This is a genomic window from Vibrio sp. SBT000027 (genome assembly GCF_963894355.1).
GTDB lineage: Bacteria > Pseudomonadota > Gammaproteobacteria > Enterobacterales > Vibrionaceae > Vibrio > Vibrio splendidus.
In genome coordinates, this window is record NZ_CAWQGD010000004.1 from 2,306,685 (window position 1) to 2,330,824 (window position 24,140).

Sequence of the window (24,140 nt, forward strand, 5' to 3'; positions counted from 1 at the left end):
TCAAAATATAGAGTAAAAACACTAAATAACAACTCATAACCATTAATTATCAACAAGTTAATGAAATTGAAAATGCAAAAATCAAAACCATGCCAAATTCATCTGGTCTGAACAGATCATAGTGGCCTCTCGGAGCATTGTATCAATAAGTCACCTCGGGTAGCCTGCTCAACCATTAAACAAATTCACACGTTTTCTTTGCGGATACCGACTTTTCAATTAGTCAGACTTTGAACAGGATTTTAATGGACATCGCCTCAACATTTGAATGCCACCGTCGCGCATGAAACACCTCCCCTACTCTCGTAAGTCAACGCACTTCGAAAGCCTAATTTCTATCTGGTTGCCGCCACTCAGCAACCTGAATTTTCAGCTGCGCTTCCCTAAATCTGTTTCAGATTTTCTTTCTTTAATTTTAAAAGCGCAGCCTCAAAACACGACATCACTTTCTGTGATTTCTAGTGGAGACTCATAATGAGCCAACCCGAGACAAATACACCGGAATCAGTCGACGATACTCGACTGAATAAACGCCTTAAAGATATGCCTGTCGCTATCGTTGGTATGGCGAGCATGTTTGCAAACTCTCGTTACCTGAATAAATTTTGGGACCTTATTAGCGAAAAGATCGATGCTATTACTGAAGTGCCCGATACGCACTGGCGTCCAGAAGATTACTACGACTCAGATCGTACTACGCCAGACAAGTCTTACTGTAAGCGCGGTGGTTTCATCCCAGAAGTGGACTTCAACCCTATGGAGTTCGGTCTTCCGCCAAATATCCTAGAACTGACTGATACGTCGCAGCTGCTTTCTCTGATCGTGGCAAAAGAAGTACTTGAAGATGCCAAGCTGCCTGAAGGCTACGATCGCGATAAGATCGGTATCACGCTCGGTGTTGGTGGTGGTCAGAAGATCGCTCAAAGCCTGAATGCTCGTCTGCAATACCCTGTTTTGAAAAAAGTCTTCAAGAGCAGTGGCATCAACGACGAAGACAGCGAAATGCTGATCAAAAAATTCCAAGACCAATACATCCACTGGGAAGAGAACTCATTCCCTGGTTCATTGGGTAACGTAATTTCAGGTCGTATTGCTAACCGCTTTGACCTTGGTGGCATCAACTGTGTAGTAGACGCTGCTTGTGCAGGTTCTCTAGCTGCAATGCGCATGGCTCTTAGTGAGCTAGTTGAAGGCCGCAGTGAAATGATGATCACAGGTGGTGTGTGTACTGATAACTCACCAACCATGTACATGAGCTTCTCTAAAACACCTGCGTTTACCACCAATGAAACCATTCAACCTTTCGACATCGACTCAAAAGGCATGATGATTGGTGAAGGCATCGGCATGGTTGCTCTTAAGCGTCTTGAAGATGCAGAACGCGATGGCGACAGAATCTACTCAGTGATTAAAGGTGTCGGTTCTTCTTCGGATGGCAAGTTCAAGAGTATTTACGCACCTCGCCCTGAAGGACAAGCAAAAGCACTGAAACGTGCTTACGATGATGCTGGTTTCGCACCGCATACGCTTGGCCTATTAGAAGCACACGGTACAGGTACTGCAGCGGGTGATGTGGCTGAATTTGGTGGCTTAAACTCGGTATTCAGTGAGAACAATGAAGAGAAGCAACACATTGCGTTAGGCTCTGTGAAATCTCAAATTGGTCACACCAAATCAACTGCGGGTACTGCAGGTTTAATCAAAGCTGCATTAGCACTGCACCATAAAGTACTGCCGCCAACGATTAACGTATCGGCTCCGAATCCTAAGTTGGATATCGAGAACTCACCGTTCTACCTGAACACACAAACGCGTCCTTGGATGAAACGTGTCGACGGCACACCACGCCGTGCAGGTATCAGCTCATTCGGTTTTGGTGGCACTAACTTCCACGTTGTATTGGAAGAGTACACCCCAGAACATGCTCGCGGTGACAAATACCGTCAGCGCCAAGTGCCGCAAACGCTGTTATTCAGCGCAGAATCTCGTCAAGCACTGATCAATGAACTTAAACAGGTTTCAACTCAAACTGCAGATGCTGCGTTCAAACTAGAAGCGCTTGCTGAGCACCACGCTCTACGCGAAGTTGACGCTAAGCATGCTCGTATTGGTTTAGTCGTGACTGACCAAGCAGACCTTCAAGCGCAACTGACTCAAGCGGTTTCTATGCTTGAGAGCCAAACCAAAACACATTGGCAGATGCCAAACGGTACTAGCTACCGTGAGTCGGCACTGATTGCTGAAAACGGCGCTGGTAAAGTGGCAGCGCTATTTGCAGGTCAAGGTTCGCAATACCTAAACATGGGTCGCGAGCTTGCTTGTCATTACCCTGAAATGCGTCAACAGCTTGCTCAAGCGGATCAGGTATTTGGTCAGCACAAGAAAACAGCTCTGTCGCAAATTCTGTTCCCAATTCCAACCTTCACACCAGAAGCAACCAAAGCTCAAGAAGCAGTGCTAACCAACACGGCCAATGCGCAAAGTGCGATTGGTACTGTGTCTATGGGTCAGTTCGACATCATGACTCAAGCTGGCTTCAAAGCAGACATGGTCGCAGGCCACAGCTTTGGTGAGCTAAGCGCACTATGTGCATCGGGTGTTATCTCGCAGGACGATTACTACCAGCTAGCTTTCGCTCGTGGCGATGCGATGGCTGCAACACCAGAACAAGGCGACAGCGGTACTATGTTTGCGGTCATCCTAGACGCAGACAAACTTCCAGCCGTTGAAAGCTGCATCAGCCAATTCGAAGGCGTGAGCATTGCCAACTACAACGCTCCGACTCAATTGGTTATTGCAGGTCCAACAGCAACCGTTCAACAAGCAGCACAAGCGCTAACAGAACAAGGCTTCAAAGCGATTGCTCTGCCAGTATCTGGTGCTTTCCACACACCACTTGTTGCTCACGCTCAAAAGCCATTTGCTGCGGCAATTGATAAAGCTTCATTCAGCGCTCCAACGCTGCCGCTTTATTCAAACGCAACGGGCAGACTGCACAGCAAAGACGCTAAAGCGATCAAGAAAGCGTTCAAGCAACACATGCTGCAATCGGTTCGTTTCAGTGAGCAAATTGAAGCGATGTATGAAGCCGGCGCGCGCGTATTCGTTGAGTTCGGTCCTAAAAACATTCTTCAAAAGCTGGTTGAAAAAACACTGGCTGATAAGAACGAAGAACTTTACGCAATCAGCATCAACCCAAGCCCTAAAGGCGACAGTGACCAACAACTTCGCTTAGCTGCGGTTCAACTGTGCGTGGCTGGTGTTTCATTAGACAACATTGACCCTTACCAAGCTGACATTGCTGAACCTGCAAAGGCATCACCAATGAACATCAAGCTGAATGCAACCAACTACATCAGCCCTGCTACTCGTAAGAAAATGGATCAATCATTGGCTTCGGGCAACGTCACCGAAAAGACTGAGATTGTTGAAGTGAAAGTTGAAGTCGAGAAAATCGTGGAAAAAGAAGTGATTAAAACAGAAATCGTTGAAGTACCTGTGGCTGCTCCTCAAGCTTCAAATGTACAACAGTCAGTTGCTCCAGCACCAAGTGCACAAGTAGCAACAGCTGCTCCACAATCACAAGTGGTTCAGACTGCCCCAGCAGCTCAAGTAACAGTTGATGAATCTTCACTGCAATCGTTCTTCAATGCTCAGCAACAAGCAGCAGAAGTACATCAGCAATTCTTGGCGATTCCTCAGCAATACGGTGACACGTTCAACACCCTAATGTCTGAGCAAGCGAAAATGGCAACAGCAGGCGTAGCAATTCCAGAGAACCTGCAACGTTCTATGGAAATGTTCCACCAGCACCAAGCTGAAACGCTAAAAGCTCACGCTCATTACCTAGAGATGCAAGCACACAGCAACAACTCAGCACTTAATATGCTGACGCAAGGTTCAGTACAAACGGCACAACCAACCTTCGTTGCGCCAGTCAATGCTCAGCCAGCGATTCAATCTCCAGCTACTATCGTTCAACAGCCTGTAGCTCAAGTACAAGCGACTGCTGTACAAGCCGCGCCAGTTCAAGCTCAGTCTGTTCAAGTTACGCCAGTACAGAAAGCAGCTCCTGCACCACAAGTAGCGGCTCAAGCGGCAGCGTCTGTTGCAGCTCAACCTGTGCCAGTTAAAGCGCAACCAGCTCCTTTGGCTGCACCAGTAGCAGTACAAACAGCCGACGCTGAAAAAGTGATGCTAGAAGTCGTTGCCGAGAAAACGGGTTACCCAACGGAGATGCTTGATCTAGAAATGGACATGGAAGCAGACCTTGGTATCGACTCAATCAAGCGCGTAGAGATCCTTGGTACCGTTCAAGACGAAATGCCAAACCTACCTGAGCTGAACCCTGAAGATTTAGCTGAGTGTCGTACTCTTGGTGAAATCGTCGAGTACATGAACAGTAAAAGCATGAACAGCAAGATGCCAGCATCAGCGCCTGTGGCAGCACAACCAAGCGCAACCGCTCCTGTTCAAGCAGCTAACGGTCTTGATGCGAAAGTCGTTCAACAAACCATGCTAGAAGTGGTTGCTGAGAAGACCGGTTACCCAACGGAAATGCTTGATCTAGAAATGGATATGGAAGCAGACCTTGGTATCGATTCAATCAAGCGTGTTGAGATTCTGGGTACGGTTCAAGATGAACTGCCTACTCTTCCAGAGCTAAACCCTGAAGACTTAGCTGAGTGTCGTACTCTTGGCGAAATCGTTGCTTACATGAACAGCAAGCTTCCAGCTTCTGCTCCCGTGTCTTCACAAGCAGCAGTAGTTGCTCCAGCAACAGCTAGCAATGGTCTAGATGCGGCTGTCGTTCAAAAAACCATGTTAGAAGTAGTGGCAGAGAAGACGGGCTACCCGACTGAGATGCTAGACCTAGTAATGGATATGGAAGCAGACCTTGGTATCGACTCAATCAAGCGTGTTGAAATTCTAGGTACGGTTCAAGACGAACTACCGACTCTTCCAGAGCTAAACCCTGAAGACTTAGCTGAATGTCGCACTCTAGGCGAAATCGTAGCCTACATGAACAGCAAGCTTCCGGCTTCTGCTCCAGCAGCAGCTCAAGTATCTGCACCTGCGCAAGCAGTCTCAAACGGTTTAAACGCCGAGCAAGTTCAAAGAACAATGCTGAGCGTAGTGGCTGATAAAACGGGCTACCCAACAGAAATGCTAGACCTAGCAATGGATATGGAAGCTGACCTTGGCATCGACTCAATCAAACGTGTTGAGATCCTTGGTACGGTTCAAGACCAGCTACCAACATTGCCAGAGCTGAACCCTGAAGATCTAGCTGAGTGTCGTACTCTTGGCGAAATCGTTGACTACATGAATAGCAAGTTAGCTCCTAGTTCGGAAGCAACGACAGTAGCTCCTGCTGCAGAAAGCACGAGCAACGACCTAAACCCTGCTCACGTTCAATCAACTATGATGGAAGTGGTTGCCGACAAAACAGGTTACCCAGCAGAAATGCTCGACCTAACGATGGACATGGAAGCAGACCTTGGTATCGACTCAATCAAACGCGTTGAAATCTTGGGTACGGTTCAAGACCAGCTACCAACACTGCCGGAGCTAAACCCTGAAGACTTAGCTGAGTGTCGTACGCTTGGTGAAATCGTTACCTACATGCAAAGCAAGCTATCAGCTACTGCACCCGTAGCGACTCCAAAAGCTGAGTCAGTAACGCCTATCGCAGAAACAGCGACAGCGGAACTTCCTCCACACAATGAGGTAGCGCTAAAAAAGCTACCAGCGGCAGATAAACTCGTCGATTGTTTCTCAAAAGACGCTTGTGTCGTGATCACAGATGATGGTCACAACGCCGGTGTTCTAGCAGAAAAGTTGACCGCTAACGGCATTCAAGTTGCCGTAGTGCGTAGTGCCCTTTCTGCCGCGTCACCTTTAAACAGTGAAATCGCAAGCTACACACTCAACAGCGTCGATGATGCTGGTGTGACTGCAGTTATTAACGACATCGAAGCAGACCTTAAAACGTCGAACAAAGTGATTGCTGGCTTCATTCATTTACAAGCTATCGTTGATGCGAAACAAAGCAACGAGCAAGCGGTTAACTTGAATGCAGATTCAAGAGCTTCACTGACGACAGCGTTCTTATTCGCCAAGCACCTAAATGGCCAACTGAATGCCGTTTCTGGTCGTAGCGTGTTCTTCACACTAAGCCGTATCGATGGTGGCTTTGGTTACCTAGATACTAAGCAATTAGCGAATGCAGAACTTAACCAAGCGGCTCTATCTGGTCTAACTAAGACACTGAGCCATGAATGGTCAAACGTATTCTGCCGTGCATTGGATGCTGACGCTTCTATTGATGCTCGTCACCTAGCTGAAGCTATCACAGGTGAACTGTTCGATATCGATACCAACACGGTTGAAATCGGCCTTAGCCATGCGGAAAACGGTGAATCTGGTCGTGCAACACTGATTGCGACAACACCAGGCGCTGCACAAACTAAAAACACAGGTGCTCAACTCACCAAGAGCGACAAAGTTCTCGTAACTGGTGGCGCTAAAGGCGTGACGTTTGAATGTGCACTAACGCTTGCTAAGCAATGTAAATCTCATTTCATTCTTGCAGGTCGTAGTAAGCATATTACTTCAGCTGAGCTACCTCAGTGGGCACAAGGTAAGCAAGAGAAAGAGCTAAAACCAGCAGCTATCGCTCACCTACAAGCAACAGGTGACAAACCAACGCCTAAGAAAGTTGATGCCTTGCTAAAACCGGTATTGAGCAGCCTTGAAATCAACGCAGCACTTGCCGCTTTCAACGAGATTGGCGCGAGCGCTGAATACCTAAGCTTAGATGTGTCGAACCATGAGTCAGTAGCGAAAACGCTGGCGAATTTCGAAGGCATCACAGGTCTTATCCACGGCGCAGGCGTACTTGCTGACAAGCACATTCAAGATAAAACGCTTGATGAACTGAACATGGTTTACGGCACGAAAGTGGGCGGACTAGAAGCGGTTCTTGGTGGTCTTGATAGCAGCAAGCTAAAACTGATTGCGATGTTCTCTTCGGCGGCGGGTTTCTACGGAAACACAGGCCAAAGCGATTACTCGATGTCTAACGAAATCCTAAACAAAGCGGCTATGCAATTGTCTGCTCGTAACCCTCAAGCGAAAGTGATGAGCTTCAACTGGGGACCGTGGGACGGTGGCATGGTAAACGCTGCACTAAAACGTATGTTTACAGAGCGCGGTGTGTACGTAATTCCTCTTCAAGCAGGTGCAGAGCTGTTTAGTTCTCAGCTACTGAACGAAACTGGCATTCAATTGCTGGTTGGCACGAGCATGCAAGGTTCTGACAACAAGGAAGCTGCTGTAAAAAAGCTTAATGCGGAGTCTGTGCATCTTGCAAAGAGTCCGCTGAATACAAGCATCACTGTGACACGTCATCTTGATCCGAAGGCATTACCTTTCATTCAAGATCACTGCATTGCCGGTAACCCAGTGTTACCGACAGTGTGTGCTATCCAATGGATGCGTGAAATAGCAGAGCAACTGTTAGGGGTGAACGTTAGCGTTCACAACTATAAACTGCTTAAGGGTGTGATTTTTGATACTGATGAAGTGCAAGAGCTAACGCTTGTCTTGTCTTCAGACGCTAAATCAAAAGATCAGCTAAAAGCAGTAATCAGCTGCCAAGGGCGACCACAGTATCAAGCTCAGTTGCAAGTTGCCTCTGTGCAAGTGTCTGAAGATGCTCAACAAGCGTCTACAAAGCGCTTTGAAGCTAACTCTTCAACACCAGTAACAACGGCACAAGCTCTATACAGTGACGGCACTCTGTTTCATGGACCAAGATTGCAAGGTATTACCTCAGTTGAACGCTTTGACGACTTAGGCTTATTGGCTCAATGCCAGTTGCCTCAGATTGAAAACAGCGACTGCGGATCATTTATTCCTAAGCAAGGCTTTGGCGATAGCCAACCATTTGCTGAAGATTATCTGTTGCAAGCAATGCTGGTATGGGCTCGATTGAAGTACGGCGCGGCAAGCCTACCGTCTGCAATCGGTGAGTTTATTTGTTACGCACCGATGCACAATGGTGACCAAGGTTGGCTAGAGCTGAGCGTGATAAAAAGCACGACTCGTTCGCTGCAAGCTGATATCTCACTTTACCACCAAGATGGTCGTTTAAGTGCGGTAATGAAAGGTGCCAAAGTCACCATCAGCAAGAGTTTAAACGATGCATTTTTGCCGAAGTCTAGCTCAGCAGTATCAAAGAAAGAGGCGACTAAAAACGCAGAAAAGGAGCAATTGTCATAGTGACTGTTCCTACTAATAAAGCGATGCCATTGCGCATCGCTCTTTTAGCTCAGCCAGCAAACGCGGCTGAGCTTTCTGCCGACTTATCACCTTCGCTTCCAGAGATGGTTACTGTTGTGGTTGATGGCAATTTTAATCAAGCACTTGCTCAAGCGATTGAGGCTGTCATTCAAGGTAGTGTTATTAAACTTTGTTTAGACTCTCACTCACCATCATTGTTGATGTTAAGTGCGCTGAATGCTGCTCAGAATAAGATTCACCCACACGCGAATTTGGCGGGCTTTGTTGAAGCTCTCGATCTAGATAATGGAGATAGCGTTCAGCTTGCTCTGGATATGTCACGCCGCCCCGCTTCAGATTTAAGCCATCAACAACAATACTCAACCCTATCTGCTTCGCAGCAGTTTAATGAGTTGTTGAATATGATTGAGGCAATATCGAGCCGTTCATTGCCGAGCCATTCATTACCTAACCATTATTGGTTCACTGAGCCGAACAAAGCACGTGTTGCTGCGTTAACTTTCAATGAAGATAGCCAAAAAGCCACCAGCCTGATATTGACTCAGGCGACCGGTTTGCACGAACCAAAGCCATTGCTATCGAGCGAGCGTTTGATGTTTGTGGTTTCTGGCAATGGCCAAGCTGAATTGTTTTCTCAGTTGACCTCACTAAGAGCTGAGCTTAAATACGTTAACGAAGCGGCTGACAGCGAACTTGCTATTGCCAGCTTGATGCATTCAAACCTAAGCCACTTTCAAAGCGTTCAACAAAATGTTGACCTTGGCGCGAACATCGTGATTCAAGCCGCTTCAATTGAGGCTGCACTACAAGAGATCACAGCGCTAGAAAATGCGTTGCCAAAAGTAATGGCTGACAATAGCCACTACAAAACGCCTGCGGGCAGTTGTTTCTCACCGAAGCCTCAAAGCAAAGGTGGCGTTGCATTTGTTTACCCTGGTGTTGGCACGGTTTATCCCGGCATGTTGCGCGAATTTCACCACCATTTCCCACAGTTATTTGCTCGCTTAGAACGCGAAGGTAACTTGAAAGAGATGCTGCAGGCTGACAAAACCTACGCAGAAAACTCGCAAGAAATGTCGCTCAGTGAATTGGCAATTGCAGGTGTCGGCAGTAGTTATCTGTTAACACAACTGCTGTGTGATGAATTCAAAGTGCAGCCAGACTTCGCTTTGGGTTACTCCAAGGGTGAAGCTTCCATGTGGGCTAGCTTGAATGTTTGGAAAAACCCACATGCGCTGATTGAGATGACTCAAACCAGTCCTATCTTCACCACGGCTATTTCTGGTGAGCTCACCGCAGTACGTCAAGATTGGCAGCTGAACGAAGACGAAAGCATCCAATGGAATAGCTTTGTAGTTCGCAGTGATGCGCAAGCGATTGAGGCTCTGTTGCCAGAATTCCCACGCGCTTATCTTGCCATTATCCAAGGTGACACCTGCGTACTGGCAGGTTGTGAAAGCACCTGTCGTGCACTACTCAAAAAACTAGGTAAACGTGGCATTGCCGCGAACCGTGTTACCGCAATGCACACTACACCAGCATTGAGCCAACATAGCCAAGTGCGTGAGTTTTACACGCAACTACTGTTCGACGAGTTGCCAAAGCATATCCGCTTTATCAGCGCAGCAGGTCTACCGACGGGCGCCCCAGTCAATATAGACAGCGACAGCATCGCCCTTTCGATTGCCGACACTTTCTGTTCGACGCTGGATTTCACCGCGTTGATCCAAAGTGCACGTCAACAAGGTGCGCGTCTGTTTGTCGAAGTAGGTGCCGATCGTCAAACCAGCACATTGATCGACAAGATCAATCGTAGCGACAACGTAGCCGACCAATACTGCACAATCGCTTCCAATGCCAAAGGCGGTGACGATGTTGTCACGCTCATCAAATGCATTGGTCAGCTCATTACTCATCAAATTCCACTGTCTGTCGAGCCACTTATTCAAGGGCTAGAACAACAGATCACCGCCGCTAAGCAATTACGTGGTGTGTCTCAAGGCAGCGCAGTGAATCATCAAGGAGAGCTAGTATGAGTTCTCAATCGAAGCCATCTCAATATCAAGCTCAAACTCAAACTCAAACTCAAACTCAAACTAAGAATAAGCAGCAAGTGAAGTGCAATAAAATCGCGATTGTCGGTATTGCTAACCAATACCCAGAAGCGGATACGCCAAAAGATTTTTGGCAAAACTTGCTGAATAAAAAAGATTCTCGAACCACATTAAGCGCTGAAAAGTTAGGAGCTAAACCTGAAAGCTATCAGGGCGTGCAAGGCGAATCAGACCGCTTTTACTGTGACAAAGGCGGCTACATCGAAAACTTCAATTTCGATAGCAATGGCTACCGCTTAACAGCAGAATCGTTCAACGGCGTAGATCAAAGCTTCCTATGGGCTTTGGATACCAGTCGTAAGGCTTTAACCGACGCAGGTATTGATCTGAATGCCGATGTTTTAGAGCGCACAGGCGTGATCATGGGTGCCCTTTCGTTCCCAACCACACGTTCAAACGACTTGTTTCTGCCGATGTATCACTCGGTGGTCGAAAAAGCACTGCAAGCTAAATTGGCTAATGACCAGTTTTCACTGTTACCAACCAATGAAACCGCGCAAGACCTCAATCCTATCAATGGTGCTGCAGCACACAACGCCTCTAAGTTAGTGGCTGATGCATTGGGTCTAGGCAACGTGCAACTTAGCCTGGATGCGGCATGTGCAAGTTCAGTGTATTCATTGAAGTTAGCGTGTGATTACTTGAACACAGGCAAAGCCGACATGATGTTGGCAGGCGCGGTATCCGGTGCTGACCCATTCTTTATCAACATGGGTTTTTCGATCTTCCACGCTTACCCTGACCACGGTGTTTCGGTTCCGTTTGATAGCAACAGTAAAGGTCTGTTTGCTGGCGAAGGTGCCGGTGTTTTAGTCCTAAAACGCTTAGCTGATGCAGAACGTGATGGCGACAATATCTATGCAGTCGTCAGCGGTATTGGCTTGTCGAACGATGGCCGTGGCCAGTTCGTATTAAGCCCAAATAGCAAAGGACAAGTACAAGCCTTTGAACGCGCTTACGAGGCATCAAACCTATCACCAGACAGCATTGAAGTGATTGAGTGTCACGCAACCGGCACGCCATTAGGTGACAAGGTTGAGTTAACCTCAATGGAGCGATTCTTTACTGACAAATTGAATGGTTCTAACCCGCCATTGATTGGCTCTGCGAAGTCAAACCTCGGCCACTTACTGACTGCTGCGGGTATGCCGGGGATCATGAAAATGATCTTTGCGATGAAAGAAGGCGTGCTTCCTCCAAGTATTAATTTGGAAAAGCCACTATCGTCGCCTGAAGGTTTATTTGGTTCACAGACACTACCAACACAAGTGCAACCTTGGCCAAGTAAAGCGGGCAACCCAGAGCGCTGCGCAGGTGTTTCTGTATTTGGTTTCGGTGGTTGTAACGCTCACTTACTGCTTGAAGCGTATTCAGACACCAGTCATGTAAACCAGATTCCAGAATCAGTATCTCCAAGCCTACAACCGTCTAATTTAAGCATTACTGGTCTAGCGTCTCACTTCGGTTCTCTGCAAAGCATCAATGCGCTAAGCACTGCGATTGAGACCAACAACGATGCTTTCATTGCTTTGCCTAAGAAACGCTGGAAAGGCTTAGACCAACATCCAGAACTACTGAATCAGTTTGGGTTACACGGCATTCCAAACGGAGCGTACATCGATCAATTCGATCTCGATTTTCTACGCTTCAAAGTGCCGCCAAATGAAGATGACCGTTTGATCTCTCAGCAGTTGTTACTGATGAAAGTTGCAGACGAAGCCATCAAAGATGCCAAGCTTGTAGCAGGCCAAAAGGTTGCAGTACTCGTTGCGATGGAAACAGAGCTTGAGATGCACCAATTCCGTGGACGCGTAAACCTGCATAGCCAATTGGCTGACAGCTTTGCCAACATGGGTATCGAACTAACTCAAGACGAATACCAAGCGCTAGAAACCATCGCGATGGACAGTGTGATGGACGCAGCCAAGCTGAACCAATACACCAGTTTCATCGGCAACATCATGGCTTCGCGTATCTCTTCATTGTGGGACTTTAACGGCCCTGCCTTTACGATTTCAGCCGCTGAACAATCAGTTGCTCGTTGTATCGATGTCGCGCAAAACCTAATGTCGCAAGAATCCATGGACGCAGTCGTGATTGCAGCCGTTGACCTTAGTGGCAGTGCAGAACATGTGATTCTGAAGAACAGCGTGAGCCCAGTGTCACTTTCTCCAAAATTCGGGCAACCGCAAGACGGCAGTTGGAATGTGGGTGAAGGCGCAGGTGCAATTGTTCTTGTTGAAGAAAACCAAGTAGCGAGCAACCAAGATGCGGCTTACGGCAGCATCAACGCATTAGCGTTTGGTTCAAGCGAGCGTAACAACGCCGTTGTTGATGAGTTACTGACTCAAGTTGGTATGAGCTCGAACGATGTTTCTCTGCTTGAACTTAACCATGCACCACAGTCTTCATCTCATCAGTCTTCGTCTCTAAGTTTAGGGAACACAAAGACGACTCAAGCAAGTCAACGTGTGGGTCACTGCTCTGCAGCTTCTGGCATGGCAAGCCTGCTACACGGTCTGCTCAACCTGAACCTTGAGTCTCTGAACCCAAATGTCAGCTCTAAGAGCGCGATTGTTGCCAACATCAGCGAAGGACAATGCTCACAGCTGCTACTAAGCCAATCGAGTGTTGAATCTCAATCACTGTCCGTTCGTTTAAACAATGAGCTGGCGAGTGATGCTAAGCGCCAATTGGTTAAGCAAGTGACATTAGGTGGTCGCGATATCTATCAACATATTGCCCAAACCCCAATGACCAACTTAGCAACGATTCAACAGAAAGCTTCTGGCAAACAAGCAGCAAGAGTGGCGTCGATTCCAACGACAGCAAGCATTCAAGCAGCCCTTGCGCAAAAAGAGTTAGAGAAGAAAGCACTAGCGCAGAACGCGGTAGAGCCAGTAATCGAAACTCCTACATCAGTATCCCCTACTCTGGCGCCAACTCGCCACAGTCAGCTAACAGGTAACCACAGCAATATGACTCATGTCCTATCCGCTAAAAATGGCGTATCGAATATCGACGCTAATACGGATGCAGCATCACAGCCGTCTGTAACACCACACAACCAAGCTTTTGCTCAGAACCAGCAAGCAGCGCAGCAAGTACACAAAGCATTCCTGCACACTCGTGCCCAAGGCATGCAGATGGCTGATGTACTATTGAAAGCACAGCTAAACGCAGTTACGTCTGGTTTAGATAGCTCAACCGAAACATTAGCTCAGCCTGTTCAAGCTCAATCAGCTCAGGTTCAGTCAACACCAGTTAACGCACTTGCGACACCAGCTCCAGTAAAGCCTATCCGTAAACCATGTATCTGGGATTACGATGATCTGGTTGAATACGCTGAAGGCGACATCGCTAACGTATTTGGTCCTGATTACGCGATCATCGATAGCTACTCGCGCCGCGTTCGTTTGCCAACCACCGACTACCTACTGGTATCTCGTGTCACTAAGCTCAACGCAACAATGAACGAGTACAAGCCAAGCACAATGACCACCGAATACGACATCCCAGTTGATGCGCCGTATCTTGTTGATGGTCAGATCCCTTGGGCTGTTGCAGTTGAATCTGGTCAGTGTGACCTAATGCTGATCAGCTACTTAGGCATTGATTTTGAAAACAAAGGCGAGCGTGTTTATCGCCTGCTTGATTGTACGCTGACCTTCCTTGGCGACTTGCCTCGTGGTGGCGATACACTGCGTTACGATATCTCAATCAACAACTTTGCTCGCAATGGCGACACATTACTGTTCTTCTTCTCGTACGAGTGTTTCGTTGGCGACAAGATGATCCTGAAAATGGATAACGGTTGTGCGGGCTTCTTCACTGATGAAGAGCTAGCAGACGGCAAGGGTGTGATTCACACTGAAGACGAAATCAAGGCTCGTAAACTTGCAACTAAGCAACGCTTCGACCCTATGCTGCACTGCCCTAAAACGCAGTTTAACCACCAAGAATTACGTCATCTACTGACTGCTAACATTGCAGAGTGTTTTGGTCCAACTCACCAATCCAATAGCCACCAGCCTTCTTTGTGCTTCAGCTCAGAGAAGTTCATGATGATCGAAAAGGTTAGCCGTGTTGAACCGCAAGGCGGCACATGGGGACTTGGTCTGATTGAAGGTCATAAGCAGCTAGAGCCTGAGCACTGGTACTTCCCTTGCCACTTCAAAGATGACTCGGTAATGGCTGGTTCTTTGATGGCAGAAGGTTGTGGTCAACTGCTTCAATTCTTCATGATGCACCTTGGCATGCATACGCTTGTTCAAAATGGTCGTTTCCAACCGCTTGAAAATGCGCCTCAACAAGTACGCTGTCGTGGTCAAGTTCTCCCACAATCGGCAGAGCTGACTTACCGCATGGAAGTGACCGAGATTGGTCTAAGCCCTCGCCCATACGCGAAAGCCAACATCGATATTTTGCTGAATGGAAAAGTGATTGTTGATTTCCAAAACTTAGGTGTGATGATCAAAGAAGACGACGAATGTACTCGTTACCTACCTTCTTTAGAAACAGCTGTCGCGACCCCTGTTATCGAAAGCTTGGACCATAAAAGCTTGGGCCATACACCAGCAGTGAACCAACAGGCTTCAGCGAATGCGCCATTGATGGCACAAATTGAAGACCTAGAAACTGCACCTAACAAAGGTGTGGTTCCTCTTCAACACGTTGAAGCGCCGGTAACGCCTGATTACCCGAACCGCACACCCGATACGGTTCCATTCACGCCTTACCACATGTTCGAATTCGCGACTGGCGATATCGAGAAATGTTTCGGCCCTGATTTCTCTATCTACCGTGGAATGATTCCACCACGTACTCCGTGTGGCGACTTGCAGCTAACAACTCGTGTGGTAGAGATTGATGGCAAGCGTGGCGACTTCAAGAAGCCTTCATCGTGTATCGCAGAGTACGAAGTGCCAGAAAATGCATGGTACTTTGATGAAAACAGCCACCAGACCCTAATGCCTTACTCGGTATTAATGGAGATTTCACTGCAGCCAAACGGCTTTATCTCTGGCTACATGGGTACAACACTGGGCTTCCCAGGTGAAGAACTGTTTTTCCGCAACCTAGATGGCAGCGGCAAAATGCTGCGTAACGTCGACTTACGTGGCAAAACGATCACCAACGATTCTCGTCTGCTTTCAACCGTAATGATGGGCACCAACATCGTACAGAGCTTCAGCTTCGAACTGAGTACTGACGGCGTGCCTTTCTACCAAGGTACAGCGGTATTTGGTTACTTCAAAGGCGCAGCACTGAAAGACCAACTTGGTTTGGACAACGGTAAAGTGACTCACCCTTGGCACGTTGATAACAACCGCACACCGGATGTAAACATCAACCTGCTAGACAAAACGACGCGTTACTTCAATGCACCTATTTCTGCTTCGGGTGAAGTGCAAGAGCACTACCAACTGGCTGGCGGTCGCTTGAACTTTATCGATACGGTGCAGATCACCAGCGATGGTGGTAAAGACGGTCTTGGTTACCTATACGCTGAGCGTACGATTGACCCAAGTGATTGGTTCTTCCAGTTCCACTTCCATCAAGACCCAGTAATGCCAGGTTCTCTAGGTGTCGAAGCGATCATCGAACTGATGCAAACCTACGCGCTAAACAAAGACCTTGGCGCTGGCTTCCGTAATCCTAAGTTTGGTCAAATCCAATCTGAAGTGAAATGGAAATATCGTGGTCAGATTAACCCTCTGAACAAACAGATGTCTCTGGATGTACATATCACTGCGATTAAAGACGAAGACGGCAAACGCATCATCGTCGGCGACGCAAACCTGAGCAAAGATGGTCTTCGTATTTACGAAGTGAAAGACATCGCGATTTGTATCGAAGAAGCCCCTGTTATCGATAAAGCATAAGCCGCCATTTAGAGACAGAGAATTAGGAAAGAATTTAGTATGACAACTCAAACTACAATCAATAACGAAAAGCTATCTCCGTGGCCTTGGCAGATCGAAGAGAACACAACGCGTTTCGATAACGCAGCAATGTCGACAATCTTGAAAGATTTAAGCCTTGCTTGTTACGTCGTGAACCACCCAGAAAAAGGCTTAGGCGTAAGCCAACAAGCAGAGATTGCATCAGGCGATTCAGCAAGTTCAGCGAACAACCAACCTGTTAGCGCATTTGCTCCAGCTCTTGGTACACAAAGCCTAGGCGACGAAGATTTTCGTCGCTGCCACGGCGTGAAATACGCTTACTATGCAGGCGCAATGGCAAACGGCATTTCATCTGAAGAGTTGGTGATTGCGCTTGGCCAAGCTGGCATTCTTTGTTCATTTGGCGCGGCGGGCTTAATCCCGTCTCGCGTTGAGCAAGCGATCAACCGTATTCAAGCAGCACTGCCAAACGGCCCTTACGCGTTTAACCTGATTCACAGCCCAAGCGAACCCGCACTAGAGCGCGGCAGTGTAGAGCTGTTTTTGAAACATAAAGTAAAAACGGTTGAGGCTTCTGCCTTCTTAGGTCTAACACCGCAAATCGTTCACTACCGTGCAGCTGGCCTTAGCCGCGATGCACAAGGTGAGATTCAGATTGGCAACAAGGTTATTGCTAAGGTAAGCCGTACTGAAGTCGCAAGTAAGTTCATGCAGCCAGCTCCAGTGAAAATGCTGCAAGCTTTGGTTGATGAAGGTCGAATCACAGCAGAACAGATGGAACTGGCACAGCTAGTTCCTATGGCTGATGACATTACCGCAGAAGCCGATTCTGGAGGTCACACAGATAATCGTCCGCTAGTAACACTGCTGCCAACGATTCTTGCGCTGAAAGAGCAAATCCAAGCTCAATATCAATTCAAAACACCGCTACGTGTCGGTTGTGGTGGTGGCGTAGGTACGCCTGACGCGGCTCTAGCGACGTTTAACATGGGCGCTGCTTACATTGTTACTGGTTCAATCAACCAAGCGTGTGTTGAGGCTGGCGCGAGCGAACACACACGTAAGCTGCTTTCGACAACCGAAATGGCTGACGTGACAATGGCTCCTGCGGCAGACATGTTCGAAATGGGCGTGAAACTGCAAGTGGTTAAGCGTGGCACCTTGTTCCCAATGCGTGCCAACAAACTTTACGAGCTTTATACACGTTACGATTCTATTGAAGCGATTCCAGTAGAAGAGCGTCTAAAGCTAGAAAAGCAAGTATTCCGTTCAACACTGGACGACATTTGGGCGGGGACTGTGGCGCACTTTAACGAGCGCGATCCTAAACAGATCGAACGTGCTGAAGGCAACCCAAAGCGTAAGATGGCGTTGATCTTCCGTTGGTACTTAGGGCTTTCTAGCCGCTGGTCAAACACAGGTGAACAAGGTCGTGAAATGGATTACCAAGTATGGGCAGGCCCTGCACTTGGCGCATTCAACGCATGGGCAAAAGACAGCTACCTAGATGATTACCAACAGCGTAATGCGGTCGACCTTGCTAAGCACCTGATGCACGGTGCGGCTTACTTAGCACGTGTTAACTTGCTGACCTCACAAGGCATCAAGCTTGATCCAGAACTAGCGCGTTGGAAGCCGACGCAAAGAATGGCATAGGCATTTCAATACAGCGTTAATTAAGCTCAACGAATAAAAAAAGCGACCTTAACGGGTCGCTTTTCTTTTGGTCATTTTTCTTAAGCTAGCTAAAAGATTAAGACTTCTGCATACGCTTTTTCAGTCGCGCTAAATCAATGGCGCTTGAACGAACCGTTAATTTGATGTGTTCGTAGTCGTACTCTTCTTTAACCACACTCATGTTTGAGCGAATCTCGCCGATGATGCCTTGTCCAGAATAAGGGATAGTGATCTCTTCTTCGATCATGCCTTCTTCAGCAACACCAACGATGTACTTGTGCAGCTTCGTAATATCTAGCGGATCACGAGTCGACGTTAGCATCGCATCTGGGAATTCTTCGATCAGCTCTAATTGCTGTTCTTCAGTCAATCTATCGCACTTATTCAGCACTAATAGTTTTTCGCTACCTTCAACGCCCACTTGTGCTAATACGTCGTGTACGACATCAAGCTGAGCTCGAAATGAAACGTCTGAAGCATCAACCACATAAAGCAACAATGAAGCATCGTGCGCTTCTGCTAGTGTTGAGTGGAATGAAGCAACCAGATCGTGTGGCAATTTCTTGATGAAACCAACGGTGTCTGAAACCAAGATACGTGGCTGAGTAATCGGCTGAAGTGCACGAACCGTAGTATCTAGCGTTGCGAACAGTTTATCTTCACCCACCACTTCGGTTGCGGTCATTGCACGCATCATCGAAGACTTACCGGCATTGGTGTAGCCAACTAAAGCAACAGTGAAAAGCTCCGCGCGCCTTGTGCGTCGGGTCTTCATTTCATCTTGTACGCTTACTAGCTCACGCTTAAGCGCAGCAATTTGGTCACGTACGTTACGACGGTCTAGCTCTAGTGAAGTTTCACCTGCGCCCTGACCCATTTGACGCTCTTTATCACCCTCAGCCGTTTCACGAAGTCGTGGCACTAAGTAGTTTAGACGAGCGATATCAACTTGCAGACGAGCAGTACGAGTACGAGCGTGACGGCTAAAGATTTCGATGATGATGCCAGTACGGTCAAATACTTCCACACCCAAACTCGCCTCAACAGTACGCATTTGAGATGGGCTTAAATCACAGTCAAATACCACAACATCTGCGGCACCGTATTGGAAGTTGCCCGTTGGAAGATCATCAAAATCTAGCTCATCGATTTCAGTATTAAAATCAAACGACTCATCAATAAAGTCTTCATCTTCTGCTTCTTCAATAGAGCCTTGATAACCAGTTAGATGTGCAATTTCAGCAAGCTTACCGGCACCCAACACGTTTTGTCGTTGTGATGAGCTGTGATGTTGCGATTGCGTACCTACTACTTTAAACCCTAGGGTTGTCACTAAGCGAGCAAGTTCGGCAAGAGACTCTTTTGCTTCGTCACCTTTAAAATCCGGTGTCGTAATAGAAATAAGTAAAGCGTTATTCGCCGCTGGTTTTGCTGTTAGTTTCATGTATTCTTCTGTTTATGCACCAAGGTGCAACCTAGTTTTTGGTCTAAAGTAGTGTGATCCTACGCGTTTCTACGTCAGCTTTATAGAGCTAAGGGATACTAAATCAAGATATTATTGCAGTAGAAGCATATATATCGTTTATCCCTCTGTTTTTATAAGGGATAAAAAGCAAGTATAGACAACGAAAAAGACAGCATCACATTACTTATGACTAGTTGGTGATACTGCCTTTGATTGAGACATGAACTTTGATTGTTAAACTAACTCAATAACTAGAAGTTAGAAGTTAGAAATCGATTCTCGCTTCGGTTTGAGCATCGAAGAATACGGCCTTTGATAAGTCAAAATGCAGCGGTGCCATTTGCCCAACGGACACTTCAAATTCTGGCGATAAACGACACGCGACTTCTTGGTCGTTCACTTTAACCATCGCAATAGTATCTGGCCCTGTCGGTTCCAATACCTCTAGTTGTAAGTCTAGCTTTGTAGAGGCAGAAACATCGTCACCCTGCTGCTCGGTAATGTGCTCAGGACGCAGCCCTATCACCAATTCTTTGCCGTCTTGGTCGCGCATACTTTGTGGCAAACGAATATGGTGTTCTTGATCTGCGGTACCGACCACTTTAATAATCGGATTCTGCTCGTCATCCAAATCCACCATGGTCTTAATGAAGTTCATGGATGGTGAGCCCATAAAGCCCGCCACGAACATGTTATTTGGCTTGGTGTAGATCTCTTGTGGTGTGCCTAACTGCTGCAGTTCACCATCTTTCATTACTGCGATGCGATCAGCGAGTGTCATAGCTTCAATCTGATCATGGGTTACATAAACAATCGTGGTATTCAGCTTCTGGTGCAGACGCTTTATCTGATGACGCATCTCAACACGCAGCTTGGCATCCAAGTTTGAAAGCGGCTCATCAAATAGATACAGCTTAGGACGACGAGCTAGAGCGCGTCCCATCGCGACACGTTGACGCTGACCACCAGAAAGCTGCGACGGTTTACGATCCAGCAACTGTTCGATTTGCAGCATTTCCGCCACTCGATTCACTTCTGCGTCAATTTCGTCTTGCGGCATCTTACGGATCTTCAGACCGAAAGCGATATTACCGCGTACCGTCATATTGGGATAAAGCGCGTAAGACTGAAACACCATCGCAATATCGCGATCTTTCGGTTCAACCTGCGCCACGTCTATGCCATCAATTACAATCTCACCCGAACTAATATTCTCTAGCCCAGCGATGGTGTTCATCAAGGTGGATTTCCCACACCCCGAAGGGCCGACAAGTATCAAAAATTCCCCCGAATCGATACTGATGTCGATGCCCTTTAACGTTTCGTTGTCCGCGTTGCGATAGGTTTTACGGATCTGTTTTAAATCTAATGTTGCCATGGGTAATTATCCTTTTACTGATCCTGCCGTTAGGCCACGAACAAAATATTTTCCTGCGAAGACATACACCAACAGCGTTGGCAGTGCGGCGATGATCGCGGCAGCCATGTCGACGTTATATTCTTTAACGCCAGTGCTGGTGTTGACTAGGTTGTTTAATGCCACGGTGATCGGCTGAGTATCTGATCCGGAATAGACCACTCCGAACAAAAAGTCATTCCAAATCGCGGTGAACTGCCAGATCACCGTCACCATAATGATTGGTGTCGAGATCGGTAATAAGATCTTGAAGAAAATCGTAAAGAAGCCAGCACCATCGAGCTTTGCCGCCTTGATCAATTCATCAGGAATCGAGATATAGAAGTTACGGAAAAACAGTGTGGTAAATGCCATACCGTAGATAACGTGCACAATCACCAAGCCGATGGTTGTGTTCGCTAGCCCCATCTTGCCGAGCATGGTTGCCATTGGTAGTAGCACCACTTGGAATGGAATGAAGCAGCCAAATAACAACAAACTAAAGAACAGGTTTGAACCTCTGAATTGCCATTTCGTCACGACATAGCCATTGAATGCACCGAGCAATGTTGAAATCGCAACCGCAGGAATCACCATTTGGAACGAGTTCCAGAAGTAGCCTTTGATGCCTTCACATTTCACGCCTGTACAAGCGGTGTCCCACGCTTTATACCAAGCGTCGAACACCCACTCTTTTGGCAAGCTCATCAGGTTGCCCGCCTTGATATCAGGCAGAGTTTTGAATGACGTCAGCGCCATTACGAACAATGGCATTAGGTACACTAAACAGAAGAAAAGCAGTGCTGAATAAATAAAGATTCGAGCAAAATTGATGTTATTCATCATGACTTTTTCTCCCTAAGTTCAGAGTAAAGATAAGGCACGAGAATCGCTAAGATACCAGCAAGCATCATCATGGCACTGGCAGCACCAAGGCCAATTTGTCCGCGAGTAAAGGAGTGTGCGTACATAAATAGCGCAGGAAGATCCGATGAATAACCGGGGCCACCTGCCGTCATTGCCGTCACAAGGTCAAAGCTCTTAATTGCAATATGAGAAGTAATGATCACCGCACTGAAAACCACAGGGCGCAAGCAAGGTAGAATGATTTTGAGATAGATAGTGGGTAAGCTTGCCCCATCGATTTGAGCCGCTTTGATGATTGAAGAATCGATGCCACGCAGACCTGCTAAGAACATCGCCATCACGAATCCAGAAGACTGCCAAAGTGCTGCAATCACTAAGGTGTAAACCGACATTTCAGAATTGACGAGCCAGTCAAATTTGAAGTCAGTAAATCCCCAGTCTTGCATCAACTTTTCAATGCCAAGACCCGGGTTAAGAATCCATTTCCACGCCGTACCCGTCACGATGAATGACAACGCCATTGGGTAGAGATAGATAGTACGAATCGCGCCTTCTTGGCGGATATTTTGGTCAAGCAATACCGCTAAACCAACACCTAGCAAGATAGCAATAGCCATGAATAGAAAACCAAACACACCGAGGTTGGTGATCGAGGTGATCCAGCGATCGTTATCCATCAGCTTTTCATATTGGGTTAAACCAACGAAGTTGAAGCTCGGAAGAAATCGAGAGTTGGTGAACGACAATGCGGCCGTCCAAAATATATAACCGTAGATACACACCACGGTCACTAACGCAGTTGGCGCCAGCACAATTTTAGGTAACCAATGTTGCAACCTGTCAGCAAAACTCGGTTTCGGTGCAGGCTGGCTCCTTGTGGGTTTTGGAGTCGACTCAGTCAAAACATGCTCCATAACTTATCCTTGTTGCACAATCGAGCCAATGGCTTACCTTTCGGCACCACATCAGCATCACGCATATTAGAATTGGGAGTGAAGAGCAGATAGGCTCCCTACGAGCCTACCCACCCTGGGGGTTCGATAAAGCAACACAACCCGTCACTCACGTGCGTTGTGTGTCGCTTATCAAGTTAGATTAGATAGCCGCTTTCACTGCTTTTGCTAACTTAGCTGCCGCTTGTTTCGGATCGGCATCTTTCTCATTGAAGAAGTTGGTCACTACGTCATAGATCGCGCCTTGAGCGTAGCTTGTTGTCGCTAGGCCGTGAGCCATACTCGGAACAAGATCGCCAGATTCAGCACTCGCTTTGAAGGTTGCCATTGAGTCCAACGCACATTGGTCAAACTTAGACATGTCCATATCTAGACGTACAGGGATAGAACCTTTGTTAAGGTTGAAGACTTCTTGGAAGTCTTTAGTAAGAATGGTTTTCGCTAGATCTTGCTGCGCTTTTTGGTTTTCTTTGTCACTTAACTCAAAGAACGCAAAGCTATCGATGTTGAAGGTAAATTGGCCGTCAGTACCTGGAGCTGGTGCACAGATGTAATCTTTACCCGGCACTTTGCCTGCAGCAGTAAACTCACCTTTCGCCCAATCGCCCATGATTTGCATCGCGGCTTCGCCATTGATAACCATTGAAGTTGCGACGTTCCAATCACGACCTGGAGAGTTGCTGTCGATGTAGTCACGCATCTTTTTGAACTTGGTGAACACTTCCACCATCTTGTCGCCCGATAATACGTCCATATCAAGATCAACGAACGCTTTGTTGTAATCTTCACTGCCTAGTACATCGAGAGCCACCGCTTCGAATACGGTTGCGTCTTGCCAAGGTTGACCACCGTGAGCCAGTGGAATGAAGCCAGCCGCTTTAATCTTGTCTGCAGCAACAAAGAACTCATCTAACGTAGTTGGAACCGTCACGCCTGATTTTTCTAAAACAACAGGGTTAGCCCAAAGCCAGTTAACACGGTGAACGTTGACAGGAACTGCCACATATTCGCCATCCCACTTCATCACTTTAGTCACTACTTCTGGTAGTAGTTCATCCCATTGTTCCTGTTTAGCAGTCGCATCGAGAGACGTTAGAAAACCTAAACCACCCCACTCCTGAATATCATGACCTTTAATCTGCGCGGCAGATGGAGGATTGCCCGATACTGCTCGAGTTTTCAAAACAGTCATCGCACTTTCACCGCCGCCGCCAGCAACAGCAAAATCTTTCCAAGTATGGCCTTGTTCTTCAATCATCTCTTTCAGTACCGCTGCGGATTTCGCTTCGCCACCGGCAGTCCACCAGTGAAGCACTTCCACTTCACCAGCTTGAGAAAATGTTGAGGCAGCAAGAAGAGATAGAGTAAGTAGGGTTTTATTGATTTTCATTATTATCTTCCATGTTTTAGCGGACTCGACGTCCGGTTCAATAAAGAGTCTACTTATTCTGATTG

Annotated in this window: 10 protein-coding genes; 5 read left to right on the top strand and 5 right to left on the bottom strand. The window is 47.3% G+C overall.

Translation table 11 applies throughout. The features are described 5' to 3' along the window. The first annotated feature begins 283 nt into the window (after positions 1–283). Genes AACU28_RS24590 through pfaD form a run of 5 tightly spaced genes read left to right on the top strand, consistent with a single transcriptional unit; the run spans position 284 to position 17,983 of the window. On the top strand, positions 284–475 hold the full coding sequence (locus AACU28_RS24590; RefSeq protein WP_017076779.1) for a hypothetical protein: 192 nt from the start codon (positions 284–286) through the stop codon (positions 473–475). Continuing rightward, positions 475–8,286, top strand: a complete 7,812-nt coding sequence (locus AACU28_RS20190) for a type I polyketide synthase (RefSeq protein WP_121603499.1) — start codon at positions 475–477, stop codon at positions 8,284–8,286. The genes AACU28_RS24590 and AACU28_RS20190 overlap by 1 nt, the downstream gene beginning before the upstream one ends. Continuing rightward, complete coding sequence (locus AACU28_RS20195) at positions 8,286–10,343, top strand: PfaB family protein (RefSeq protein WP_121603500.1); 2,058 nt, start codon at positions 8,286–8,288, stop codon at positions 10,341–10,343. Before AACU28_RS20190 ends, AACU28_RS20195 begins: the two co-directional genes overlap by 1 nt. Continuing rightward, entirely contained in the window at positions 10,340–16,306 is a 5,967-nt protein-coding gene (locus AACU28_RS20200) for a hotdog fold thioesterase (protein WP_121603501.1), read from the top strand. The genes AACU28_RS20195 and AACU28_RS20200 overlap by 4 nt, the downstream gene beginning before the upstream one ends. A 39-nt stretch (positions 16,307–16,345) precedes the next feature. After that, a complete protein-coding gene (pfaD, locus tag AACU28_RS20205; RefSeq protein ID WP_121603502.1) occupies positions 16,346–17,983 on the top strand; it encodes an eicosapentaenoate synthase subunit PfaD in 1,638 nt (545 codons plus the stop codon). 97 nt (positions 17,984–18,080) lie between these two features. Here the strand turns inward: pfaD and hflX are convergent, their stop codons facing one another. The 5 genes from hflX to AACU28_RS20230 form a co-directional block, all read right to left on the bottom strand. Next, positions 18,081–19,448, bottom strand: coding sequence for a GTPase HflX (hflX, locus tag AACU28_RS20210; protein WP_017080345.1), 1,368 nt, complete (start codon positions 19,446–19,448; stop codon positions 18,081–18,083). Between the two features lie 286 nt (positions 19,449–19,734). Next, a complete protein-coding gene (locus AACU28_RS20215; RefSeq protein ID WP_121603503.1) occupies positions 19,735–20,847 on the bottom strand; it encodes an ABC transporter ATP-binding protein in 1,113 nt (370 codons plus the stop codon). Between the two features lie 6 nt (positions 20,848–20,853). Further along, positions 20,854–21,711 (bottom strand): carbohydrate ABC transporter permease, encoded by an 858-nt coding sequence (locus AACU28_RS20220; RefSeq protein ID WP_004736059.1) that lies wholly within the window; start codon positions 21,709–21,711, stop codon positions 20,854–20,856. After that, complete coding sequence (locus tag AACU28_RS20225) at positions 21,708–22,646, bottom strand: carbohydrate ABC transporter permease (protein WP_010439457.1); 939 nt, start codon at positions 22,644–22,646, stop codon at positions 21,708–21,710. Before AACU28_RS20225 ends, AACU28_RS20220 begins: the two co-directional genes overlap by 4 nt. Positions 22,647–22,827: 181 nt before the next feature. Next, a complete protein-coding gene (locus AACU28_RS20230) occupies positions 22,828–24,075 on the bottom strand; it encodes an ABC transporter substrate-binding protein (RefSeq protein WP_004736057.1) in 1,248 nt (415 codons plus the stop codon). Between the last annotated feature and the right edge of the window lie 65 nt (positions 24,076–24,140).

Bases quoted from the DNA above. Each gene is read 5' to 3' on its own strand.
- AACU28_RS20215 (WP_121603503.1), bottom strand. From the start codon at position 20,847: ATGGCAACATTAGATTTAAAACAGATCCGTAAAACCTATCGCAACGCG.
- AACU28_RS24590 (WP_017076779.1), top strand. From the start codon at position 284: ATGAAACACCTCCCCTACTCTCGTAAGTCAACGCACTTCGAAAGCCTA.
- AACU28_RS20220 (WP_004736059.1), bottom strand. From the start codon at position 21,711: ATGATGAATAACATCAATTTTGCTCGAATCTTTATTTATTCAGCACTG.
- pfaD (WP_121603502.1), top strand. From the start codon at position 16,346: ATGACAACTCAAACTACAATCAATAACGAAAAGCTATCTCCGTGGCCT.
- AACU28_RS20225 (WP_010439457.1), bottom strand. From the start codon at position 22,646: ATGGAGCATGTTTTGACTGAGTCGACTCCAAAACCCACAAGGAGCCAG.
- AACU28_RS20200 (WP_121603501.1), top strand. From the start codon at position 10,340: ATGAGTTCTCAATCGAAGCCATCTCAATATCAAGCTCAAACTCAAACT.
- AACU28_RS20230 (WP_004736057.1), bottom strand. From the start codon at position 24,075: ATGAAAATCAATAAAACCCTACTTACTCTATCTCTTCTTGCTGCCTCA.
- AACU28_RS20190 (WP_121603499.1), top strand. From the start codon at position 475: ATGAGCCAACCCGAGACAAATACACCGGAATCAGTCGACGATACTCGA.
- hflX (WP_017080345.1), bottom strand. From the start codon at position 19,448: ATGAAACTAACAGCAAAACCAGCGGCGAATAACGCTTTACTTATTTCT.